Source organism: Nocardioides sp. NPDC057577 (assembly GCF_042801335.1).
GTDB lineage: Bacteria > Actinomycetota > Actinomycetes > Propionibacteriales > Nocardioidaceae > Nocardioides.
Genome location: NZ_JBHVGB010000001.1, coordinates 36250 through 46065, shown reverse-complemented (window position 1 = coordinate 46065; position 9816 = coordinate 36250). Strand labels below are relative to the sequence as shown.

The following is a 9816-nucleotide window of genomic DNA, read 5'->3' as shown; positions in this document are numbered from 1 at the left end:
CAGCCTGCGCTCAGGAGAGGCATCTATGTTGACTCCATGAGCACGGATTCAGCCAGCAGCCCCTCGCGCAAGGAGAAGCGTGAGGCCCGCGCTGCCAAGGCCGCCGCGGAGCTGGAGGCTCTGCGCAAGAAGCAGGCCCGCAAGTCGATCCTCACCGTCGCGGCGGTCGTCGCCGTCCTCGCGGTGATCGTCGGCGGGCTCGTCTGGTTCAGCCTGAACCGCTCCACGGACAACGAGATCGCCGCGCCCGAGGCCGGCAGCAGCGAGCACGGTCTGGTGATCGGTCCCGACGATGCGCCGCACAAGGTCGTCATCTACGAGGACTTCCTCTGCCCCTACTGCGGTGAGTTCGAGAACGCGTCCCGTGAGGACCTCGCCGAGCTCGCCGCCGACGGCAAGGTCCAGGTCGACTACCGCCCGTTCGTGCTCCTCGACCAGGTCGGCCCCTACTCCGAGCTCGCCACCTCGGCCTTCGCGGTCGTCCAGGAGGAGGCCGGCCCCGAGGTCGCCAAGAAGTTCCACGACCTGCTCTTCGAGAACCAGCCCAGCGAGTCCGGCCCCTTCCCCGAGGCCGCCGACCTCGTCGACCTCGCGGTCGAGGCGGGCGCCGAGGAGTCCGCGGTCAAGGACCGCATCACCAGCCTCGACGGCAAGGCCTGGGCCGACGCTGCCACGAAGGCGGCGGCCGACGACGGGGTGAGCGGCACTCCGACCATCCTGCTCGACGGCGAGCAGTTCAAGGACGGCAACTCCTACGGCGACATCGCTGCCAACCTGGTCGAGCAGATCTCCTGAATCGCGTCGCCCGCGGTTCGACTCGTGTTTCCGTAGGCGCCCTAGGGTTCGGCGACAGCCGAAGGCTGACCCCTACCCGAAGGTGCTCGAGATGGCGTACGCGACGACCGAAGACGGGCATCGGATCTATGTGAAGCCGACCGACCCGCGGGCCATCGGCCTGATCGCCAACAAGGGGCGGATCATCCGTGGCTCGCTCGAGCTGTGGCGGTTGGCGCTCGGCCTGCACGAGTGGCGGACCGTGATCGATGTCGGCGTGAACTACGGCGAGATGCTCGTCGGGGTGGACATCCCCGAGGGGGTGGAGCTGATCGGGTTCGAGCCGAACACCTCGCTGCACAAGGTCCTGCGCAAGACGCTCGAGACCCGCGGGATCACGATCGACCTGCGCGCGCAGGCGGTCGCCGCCGAGCCCGGCGCCGCGCGGTTCGCGGTCGACCGGACCTGGTCGGGGACGTCGTCGCTCTACGACGAGCGCCACGACGGCTCGGCGCGCTGGCAGCTCCACGACGTCGAGGTCACCACGCTCGACGAGGTGCTCGGCGGCTCAGGACGGTCGTTCTGCGTGAAGGTGGACGTGGAGGGCTTCGAGCGCGAGGTGGTCGACGGTGCCGCCAGGTCCCTGGAAGACACGGAGCACTGGGCGCTGATGCTCGAGGTCGAGCACATGGACCGCGGCTACCTCGCCGAGCTGGCCCGGGCCCGCGCCGTGTTCGTGAAGGCGAAGGAGACGACCGTGCTGCGGCGGGTGCCCGGCGAGCGCGTCGCCGTCGAGGAGTTGCTCGACGACCCCACCCTGCATCGCCAGGATTGCCTCGTCCTGAGTCCTGCGCTCGTCCGCTGATCGGCGATAACGTGGCGGTATGACCGAGATCCAGATCGTCGAGCAGTTCCTGGCCGCGCTCGAGACCGGTGAGATCGACGCTGCCCTGGCGCTGTGCGCCGACGACGTCACCTACCAGAACGTGCCCCTCCCGCCGGCGCGTGGCCTCTCCGAGGTCGGGCGCCAGCTGCGGATCATGGGGAAGTACACCACCGGCTTCGAGGTCCGGATGATCAACATCGCGGCCAACGGCCCGGTGGTGCTCACCGAGCGCATCGACGTGCTCAGCCGCGGCTCGGTCTCCGCCGAGTTCTGGGTGTGCGGCACCTTCGAGGTGCGTGACGGCAAGATCGAGCTCTGGCGCGACTATTTCGACTGGACCACCTTCATCGCGGCGGGTGTCAAGGGCGTGGGGCAGGCGGCGTTCGGCGCGATCCGGAAGGCCGTCGGCCGCTGATCGCTTGTGCACAGTGCACGAGGCACATCGTGCACTGTTCTTGTGACGCCGGTCACAACGAGCCCTACTCTCAGAGGCATGCCTCGTGCGTCAGTCGCTCTCCTCGCCCTGCTCCTGACCGCTTCCGCACTGGTCGCCTCGACCGGCCCGGCGCTCGCCGACCCCGAACCACCCGGTGACCAGCCGCTGCCCGGCTACACGATCAGCAACCCGCCGGTGGCGCCGATCGCCGTCGGTGGCAGGGAGACCACGGTGCGCCAGGGCGTGTACGAGCACGCGGCGTACGTCCTGGAGGTGCCGGCCGACTGGAACGGCGAGCTGGTGATGTGGGCCCACGGCTACCGCGGGCTCAGCTACACGCTGACGCCCGAGACGCCGGGGTTCGGGCTGCGGCGTACGTTCCTCGAGCAGGGCTACGCCTGGGCCGCGTCGAGCTACTCGACCAACGGCTACGACGTGGGCGCCGGGGTGCGCTCGACACGGGACCTGGCGACGTACGCGTCGAAGCTGCTGCCGCGCCGGGCGACCCGCACCTACGTGACCGGGGTGTCGATGGGCGGGCACGTGATCGGGCGCTCGCTGGAGCAGTATCCGGGCTTCTACGACGGGGCGCTGCCGATGTGCGGGCAGCTGGGCGATGTGGAGCTGTTCGACTTCTTCGTCGACTACAACCTCGGCGCGCAGGTGCTCGCCGGGTACGACGCCTACCCCTACGACGCGAGCTACCAGAGCGTCGACGTCCCGGTGATCAAGGAGCGCCTGGGGCTCAACGGCACCCTGACCCCGGAGGGCGAGCAGCTGCGGGCGATGACCATCGAGCGCAGCGGTGGACCGCGGCCGGGCGCGGAGGCCGCCTTCGGGCAGTGGAAGGACTTCCTCTTCACTCTGCCGTCGGTGGACGACGGTGGCACGCTGGGCTTCAACATCGGCCGGGTCGCGACCAACCGGGACACCGTCTACGCGCCGGGCTCGCCGGTCGACCTCGATGCCGAGATCGAGCGGGTCGACCCCGTCGACCCGGCCGGTCGCTACAGCCACCGGCTCAACGCCCCGTCGCGGATCTCCGGCCGACCCACCGCCCCGGTGGTGAGCCTGCACAACCTCGGCGACATGTTCGTGCCGTTCTCGCTGGAGCAGATCTATCTGCGCGAGGTGAACCGCCACCACCGTGGCCGCCTGGTCGTGCAGCGCGCGATCCGGTCGGCCGGGCACTGCGAGTTCAGCCCCGCCGAGGCCTCGGCCGCCTGGGGTGATCTCGTCGACTGGGTCGAGCACGGCGACCGGCCGGCCGGTGACGACGTGCTCGACCGGGCAGCCGTCGCCGCGCCCGACTACGGCTGCACGTTCACCGATCCCGCGGCGTACGGGACCGGGTCGCGTCGTCTCTACGCGCGCTGCCCCTGATCGGGATCAGCGGACGACGTCGTAGACGAGCTTGAGGATGCCGTTGGCGTAGGCCTCCGACTCGACCAGGGTGAGCCGCTGCTTGTCCTTGTCGGTCTCGCTCCACATCGACTTCCCGGCGCCGAGGACGACCGGGAAGACGAGCAGGTGGTAGCGGTCGATCAGGCCGGCGTCGGAGAGGTTGCGGGCGAGCTCGGCGCTGCCGGCGACCAGGATCGGGCCGCCGTCGCCCTGCTTGAGCTCCTCGACCTCATCCAGCGACCTCAGCACGGTCTGCGGACCCCAGCCCTCGACGAGGGCGTCGTCGCCTAGGGAGGTCGAGACGACGTACTTCGGGATCTCCTTCACCACCGTGAAGTCCTCCATGTCCGGCCAGACCGGCGAGAACGCCTCATAGCTGCGCCGGCCGAACATCATCGCGCCGGCCTCCTCCATCTCACTGCCCTTGATGGCGTAGGCCTCCGGCAGGAACTCGAGGTCCTGGAAGGTCCAGCCGCCGCTGCGGTGCGACTCGGATGCAGAGCCGCCGCCGGGGGAGTCGACGACGCCGTCGAGGGATACGAACGCTGAGTAGATGAGAGTGCGCATGCGTCCGATCCTGCCGTGCGGGTCCCCGTACCGCCACAAGTATTTCGTTGCGCATCCCGGTGCCGCACGTGATGGTGAGGCATGACCTTGTACGACGACCTCGGCGGCGAGCCCGCGCTGCGCCGGCTGAGCGACGCGTTCTACGAAAGGGTGCTGGCCGACGAGCTCCTCGCGCCGGTGTTCGCGAACTTCACGCCCACCCATGTCGAGCGGGTGGCGATCTGGCTCGGCGAGATCTTCGGTGGCCCGGCCGACTTCACCGCCAGGCTCGGCGGCCATCAGGCCCTGCTCAACGTCCACCTCGGCCTCGGGATCCGCGAGGAGCACCGGCAGCGCTGGCTCGAGCTCATGCAGGCCGCGATCGAGGAGGTCCTGGCCGACCAGCCAGACCTGCACAAGACGCTGATGGCCTACTTCGACTGGGGCACCGCGATCGCCAAGGACGTCTCCGAGGAGCCGCCGGGGACCGATCTCGGCGACCCGGGGCCGACGCCTCGATGGGGCCGAGACGGACTGGTCGAGGGCTAACCTGGCCGGGTGACCGCTCGACGACGTGCTCAGGAGTTCTGCGAGGCGTACGGCCTCTCGATGCCGATCCTTCAGGCGCCGATGGCGGGTGCCTGTCCGCCCGCGGCGGCGGCCGCGGTCGCCGGCGCCGGCGGGATGGGCGCGGCCGGGGTGGTGCTGGACTCGCCGCCGCGGATCGCGGCATGGGCGGCCGACTTCCGGTCGATGTCCGCGGGACCCTTCCAGCTGAACATCTGGATCCCCGACCCGGCCGACGACGACCCGGCCAGGATCTCGGCCGCGGAGGAGTTCCTGGGCAGGTTCGGTACGCCGGGCCCCGAGCAACCGCCCGCGCCGTCGTTCGAGGAGCAGTGCGAGGCGATGCTCGCCGCCCGGCCGCGGGTCGTCTCCTCGATCATGGGGCTCTTCTCGCCCGACTATGTCGACCGCCTGCACGAGGCCGGGATCGCCTGGTTCGCGTGCGCCACGACCCTGGCCGAGGCGCTGGCCGCTCAAGAGGCCGGCGCCGATGCCATCGTCGCGCAAGGTCTCGAGGCCGGCGGGCACCGAGGTGTCTTCGAGCCGGAGACGGCGGAGCGCACGGCCGTGGGCCTGTTCGCGCTGCTGCCGCACATCGTCGACGGGGTCGACGTGCCGGTCGTGGCCACCGGTGGGATCGCCGACGGGCGCGCGGTCGCCGCGGCGCTGACCCTCGGGGCGAGCGCGGTGCAGGTCGGCAGCGCGCTGCTGCGGTCGCCGGAGACCGGGATCGCCTCGGCCTGGGCGGCGTCGTTGGACGGCCTCACGCCGGAGGACACAGTCGCCACCCGCGCCTACTCCGGCCGCCTCGGCCGCGCCGTTCCGACGCCGTATGTGCGTTCCTGGGGCGCGCCGGGTGCGCCTTCGCCCGCGCCCTACCCGCACCAGCGCCGTCTCGTCGCGAGATGGCGCAAGGGAACGCCCGATCCCGCCGCCGAGGTGGCCCTGGACCGGGCCAACCACTGGGCCGGCCAGGCCGCCGGCCGTGCGGCCGCCGAGCCTGCGGGCGACATCGTCACCCGGATGTGGAGCGAGGCCGAGGAGAACCTGCCGTTGTAGGAATGGCCTCGGCGCTCACGGGTTACGATCAAACGATGGAGTCGGTGACAGGCATCGGTGGCTTCTTCTTCCGTGCGCGAGACCCGGAGTCACTGGCGCGCTGGTATGACGCGAACCTCGGCGTCGCGCCTACGCCGACGTCCTACGAGGAGTCTCCGTGGCGCCAGGAGGCCGGCGCGACCGTCTTCGCCCCGATGGCCGAGGACTCGCCGCACCTCGCGACCGCTACCGGGACGTGGTCGATCAACTTCCGGGTGAGCGACCTGGACGCGATGGTCGCGCAGCTACGGGACAACGGTGTCGAGGTGAGCGAGCACGAGGAGGTCTATCCCAACGGCCGGTTCGCGGAACTCGTCGACCCGGAGGGCAATCCGATCCAGCTGTGGGAGCCCGCGGGAGTGGACTCGGCAGCTCAGGCCTGACTCGTTCGGCGCGCAGAATCCCGCCATGGCGGGAAATGCGCCGCGACCTCGGCACGCCTTCCCGAAGCGGGAGGGGATGCTGCCCTCCGAGGTGTAGAACGGAGGGCATGAGCGACACCTCGTCCCAGCGACTGCTCGCGGACGGCTTCGGCCGGATCGCGGAGACCCTCCCTCAGATCATCGACGGCCTCTCCGTCGACGACCTGCTGTGGCGGCCCTACGACCAGGCGAACTCGATCGCCTGGACGCTGTGGCACATCGCCCGGATGGAGGACGTCCAGATCGCGCCGCTCGCCGGCACCGACGAGGTGTGGACACGGGACGGCTGGGTGGAGCGGTTCGGGCTGCCGTACCGGCCCCGGGCGATGGGCTACGGGCAGAGTGCCGAGGAGGTCGCGGCGTTCCGGCTGGAGGACCCGACGCTGCTGACCGGCTACTACCAGGCCGTCCACGAGGCCACTCTCGAGCTGGTCGGCACGCTGAGCGACGACGACCTCGCCCGCGTGGTCGACGAGCGCTGGGACCCGCCGGTCACCGCCGCGGTGAGGCTGGTCAGCGTCGTCGACGACGCCGCCCAGCACATCGGCCAGGCGGCGTACGTCAAGGGGCTGCTGGGTCTGCGCTGAGCCAGGCTCAGAGGACGGCGGCGATGGCCTCGTCGACAGAGGCGTCGCCGGAGACCAGCTCCCACTGCTTGCCGACGGTGGCGTCGTCGTCGATCACGGCGGCGATCACCGCGGCCACGTCGGCACGCGGGATGGTGTCGCGGCCGAGCTTGGGGGCCAGCTTCACACGTCCGGTCGCAGGGTCGTCGGTGAGGCCACCGGGACGCAGGATGGTCCACTCGAGGTCGCTGTCGCGCAGGGCGATGTCGGCGTCGCGCTTGGCCTCGACGTAGGCCTTCCAGACCTCGCCGGCATCGGCCGGGACCGGCTCGTCGACGTTGATGGCCGAGACCTGCACGAAGCGCTGGATGCCGGCCGCCTTCGCGCCGGCGATCGACTTGGTCGAGCCTTCCAGGTCGACGGTGCGCTTGCGCTCCTTGTTGCCGTCGGGGCCGCCGCCGGCGGCGAAGACCACCGCGTCGCAGCCCGCGAAGGCGGCGGCGAACCCGTCGGCGTCCTGGTTCTCGATGTCGAGCAGGCCCACCTCGGCCCCGAGCGCTTCGAGCTCGGCTCGGTAGCTCTCGCTGCGTACGAGCGCGACCGGGGTGTGGCCCGCGGCCGCGAGGATCGGATGGAGATGCAGGGCGACCTTGCCGTGGCCGCCGACGATGGCGATGCGCATGCCCCCACGATAGGCACACGGTCCACTGACAATTGTCACCGTCGGGTCCGGACAATCAGATCTGACCTCGGGAGGCGTCCCCGCGGGAGTCTGGAGACACCGCCCACGGTGGGTGGTGGAGACGGAGGAATCGCAATGACAACCGTGACGAGCGAGACCGTGCAGCGCACCCGGGTCGGGTGGCCGCGCATCGCCGGGGTGGCGGCCACCGCGGCCGTGGCGGCGACGGTCGTATGGCTGCTGTGGACCCAGGCCGGGGGAGTCGACCTCGAGGTGAAGTCAGGCAGCGGCAGCCAGCAGATCGGGGTCGCCTCGGTGATCGTGAGCAGCCTGCTGATCGCGCTGGCCGGCGGTGCGCTGCTGCGGTGGTGGGAAGGGCGCTCCGAGCGCGGGACGCGGCGGTGGACGATGCTCGCGGTCGGCATCGCCGTGCTCTCCCTGATCACCCCGACCAGCGCGCTCACCCTGGCCGCGGGACTGGGCCTCGCGAGCCTGCACGTCGTCGTGGCCGTTGTGGTCATCGCCGGCCTGCGACGGCGATAAGGTGACGACCGTGTCCGGCCAGTGGTGTCACTTCCAGCGCCACGGTGGGGTGCTGGTGTGGTTGCCGGTGCTGCTGCTCTTCCCGCTGCTCAACCTCTCCGGCGAGGTGCTTCCGGCTGTGGGCCAGGTGGTCCTGGTGCTGGCTCTGGGCGCGGCCGCAGTCGCCCTCGTGGTCACCGGCCGGGTCACCGTTCTGCTGCCGGTTCTCGTCGCCCTGATCGTGCTCGCCGCGATCCAGGGCGAGGGCTGGCAGACGGTCTGGGGAGTGCTCGCGATCGTCTCCCCGGCGGTGCTGCGCGGCTGGCGCCTGCTGGTCGCGATCGCCGTGGCCACGGTCGGCGTCGCGGTCTCGATCGCAGTCGCCGAGGGCATCGACGACGCCTACCTGATCAGTGTGGGCGGCGTACTTCTCAGCGGGATCACGACCACCTCGTTCCTCCGCCTCATCGAGGCGGTCGAGCAGCTGCGACGCACCCGCGAGGAGCTCGCCCGGGTGGCCGTGGCCGAGGAGCGTGCTCGGATGTCCCGCGACCTCCACGACCTGCTCGGCCACACGCTGAGCGTGATGGTCGTCAAGGCCGAGGCCGTACGCCGCCTGGCGGCTCGTGACCCGGAGGCAGCCGCCGCGCACGCGGCCGACATCGAGGAGGTCGGGCGTGCCGCGCTGGCCGACGTCCGGGCCGCGGTCGACCAGATGAAGACGCTCTCCCTGGCCGAGGAGCTCGACGGCGCACGCCGCGCGCTCGACGCCGCCGGGATCCGTACGTCGATCACCGCTGCCCAGGCCGAGGTGCCCGACATCGCCGGCCAGGCGCTCGCCTGGGTCGTGCGCGAAGGTGCGACCAACGTGATCCGCCACTCCGGCGCGGCCAGCTGCCGTTTCGAGCTCTCCGAGGACAGCGGCGAGTTCCGGCTCGCCGTGGTCGACGACGGAGTCGGCGGCCCGGCGGACACCGGGGCGAGGTCAGGCGGGCTCGAAGGCTTGCGGCAGCGGCTGCGTGCGGTCGACGGTCGCCTCGACGTACATCCTGGGGCCGACGGGTTCCGCCTCGAGGCGCGGGTGCCGGCATCGTGATCCGCATCCTGCTCGCCGAGGACCAGGCGATGATGCGCGGCGCGCTCGCCGTGCTGCTCGGGCTCGAGGACGACCTCGAGGTGGTCGCCCAGGTCGGAACCGGTACCGAGATCGTGCCGACCGCGCTCGAGGTGCGCCCCGATGTGGCGCTGCTTGACATCGAGCTGCCCGGGATCAGCGGTCTCGAGGCCGCAGGCGAGCTGCGCGCGTCAATCCCGGAGTGCCGGGTGATGATCCTGACGACCTTCTCTCGGCCCGGCTACGTGCGTCAGGCGATGGCCGCGGGCGCGGTCGGCTTCCTGGTCAAGGACGGGCCGGTCGAGGAGCTTGCCGACGCGATCCGGCGGGTGCTGCGCGGCGAGACGGTCCTCGACCCGGCGCTCGCCGCCGCCACGCTCCGGGCCGCCCCGAACCCGCTGACCGCGCGCGAACGCGACGTGCTCGCGGCCTCCGAGGACGGGTCGAGCATCGCCGACATCGCCGGCCGCCTCTTCCTCTCGCCGAGCACGGTGCGCAACTATCTTTCCGCGGCCATCGGCAAGACCGGCACCCGCAACAAGACCGAGGCCGCCCTCACCGCTCGCCGCAATGGCTGGCTGGGCTGATCTCCTGGCGGGCTGAATGAAAGTTCGTTCGCCCGGCGATGACGAGTGAAAGTTCGTTCGCCCGGCGACGATGAATGAAAGTTCGTTCGCCCGGCGATGACGAATGAAAGTTCGTTCGCCCGGCGACGATGAATGAAAGTTCGTTCGCCCGGCGACGACGAGTGAAAGTTCGTTCGTCCTGCGACGACGAACGAATTTTCGTTCACCTCCGC

General features: G+C 70.7%; 13 protein-coding genes. 11 read left to right on the top strand and 2 right to left on the bottom strand.

Translation table 11 applies throughout. The features are described from left to right. The first annotated feature begins 36 nt into the window (after positions 1-36). The 4 genes from ACFU7D_RS00225 to ACFU7D_RS00210 all read left to right on the top strand — a co-directional run bounded on the left by ACFU7D_RS00225 (position 37) and on the right by ACFU7D_RS00210 (position 3479). The gene (locus ACFU7D_RS00225) at positions 37-795 is read left to right on the top strand and encodes a DsbA family protein (RefSeq protein WP_378861733.1); all 759 of its coding nucleotides are present in this window, start codon (positions 37-39) and stop codon (positions 793-795) included. A gap of 91 nt (positions 796-886) precedes the next feature. Then, positions 887-1639 carry an FkbM family methyltransferase gene (locus ACFU7D_RS00220; protein WP_378861730.1) on the top strand — a complete coding sequence of 251 codons (753 nt, stop codon included), beginning with the start codon at positions 887-889 and terminating at the stop codon, positions 1637-1639. 19 nt (positions 1640-1658) lie between these two features. Beyond that, a complete protein-coding gene (locus tag ACFU7D_RS00215) occupies positions 1659-2075 on the top strand; it encodes a limonene-1,2-epoxide hydrolase family protein (RefSeq protein WP_378727294.1) in 417 nt (138 codons plus the stop codon). A gap of 78 nt (positions 2076-2153) precedes the next feature. Then, positions 2154-3479 carry a hypothetical protein gene (locus tag ACFU7D_RS00210; RefSeq protein ID WP_378861727.1) on the top strand — a complete coding sequence of 442 codons (1326 nt, stop codon included), beginning with the start codon at positions 2154-2156 and terminating at the stop codon, positions 3477-3479. A 6-nt stretch (positions 3480-3485) separates the two neighbouring features. Here the strand turns inward: ACFU7D_RS00210 and ACFU7D_RS00205 are convergent, their stop codons facing one another. Further along, on the bottom strand, positions 3486-4067 hold the full coding sequence (locus tag ACFU7D_RS00205; RefSeq protein WP_378727291.1) for a dihydrofolate reductase family protein: 582 nt from the start codon (positions 4065-4067) through the stop codon (positions 3486-3488). Positions 4068-4148: 81 nt separating this feature from the next. Here ACFU7D_RS00205 and ACFU7D_RS00200 point away from each other — a divergent pair, with 81 nt between their 5' ends. The 4 genes from ACFU7D_RS00200 (at position 4149) to ACFU7D_RS00185 (ending at position 6720) form a co-directional block, all read left to right on the top strand. Further along, a complete protein-coding gene (locus ACFU7D_RS00200) occupies positions 4149-4595 on the top strand; it encodes a group II truncated hemoglobin (protein WP_378861724.1) in 447 nt (148 codons plus the stop codon). Between the two features lie 9 nt (positions 4596-4604). Beyond that, positions 4605-5672, top strand: coding sequence for an NAD(P)H-dependent flavin oxidoreductase (locus ACFU7D_RS00195; protein ID WP_378861721.1), 1068 nt, complete (start codon positions 4605-4607; stop codon positions 5670-5672). A 35-nt stretch (positions 5673-5707) separates the two neighbouring features. Next, positions 5708-6094 (top strand): VOC family protein, encoded by a 387-nt coding sequence (locus tag ACFU7D_RS00190; RefSeq protein ID WP_378861718.1) that lies wholly within the window; start codon positions 5708-5710, stop codon positions 6092-6094. 107 nt (positions 6095-6201) lie between these two features. Next, positions 6202-6720 (top strand): DinB family protein, encoded by a 519-nt coding sequence (locus ACFU7D_RS00185; protein ID WP_378861715.1) that lies wholly within the window; start codon positions 6202-6204, stop codon positions 6718-6720. A 7-nt stretch (positions 6721-6727) separates the two neighbouring features. Here ACFU7D_RS00185 and ACFU7D_RS00180 read toward each other — a convergent pair whose 3' ends face one another. Further along, positions 6728-7381, bottom strand: a complete 654-nt coding sequence (locus ACFU7D_RS00180; protein ID WP_378861712.1) for an SDR family oxidoreductase — start codon at positions 7379-7381, stop codon at positions 6728-6730. A 135-nt stretch (positions 7382-7516) separates the two neighbouring features. Between ACFU7D_RS00180 and ACFU7D_RS00175 the strand changes: the two genes are divergently transcribed. From ACFU7D_RS00175 to ACFU7D_RS00165, 3 genes are read left to right on the top strand one after another with little or no spacing between them, the layout of a single operon-like run. Continuing rightward, entirely contained in the window at positions 7517-7924 is a 408-nt protein-coding gene (locus tag ACFU7D_RS00175) for a DUF6069 family protein (RefSeq protein WP_378861709.1), read from the top strand. 10 nt (positions 7925-7934) lie between these two features. Further along, positions 7935-8999, top strand: coding sequence for a sensor histidine kinase (locus tag ACFU7D_RS00170; protein ID WP_378861706.1), 1065 nt, complete (start codon positions 7935-7937; stop codon positions 8997-8999). Then, positions 8996-9604 (top strand): response regulator, encoded by a 609-nt coding sequence (locus ACFU7D_RS00165; RefSeq protein ID WP_378861703.1) that lies wholly within the window; start codon positions 8996-8998, stop codon positions 9602-9604. The genes ACFU7D_RS00170 and ACFU7D_RS00165 overlap by 4 nt, the downstream gene beginning before the upstream one ends. Positions 9605-9816 lie beyond the last annotated feature (212 nt).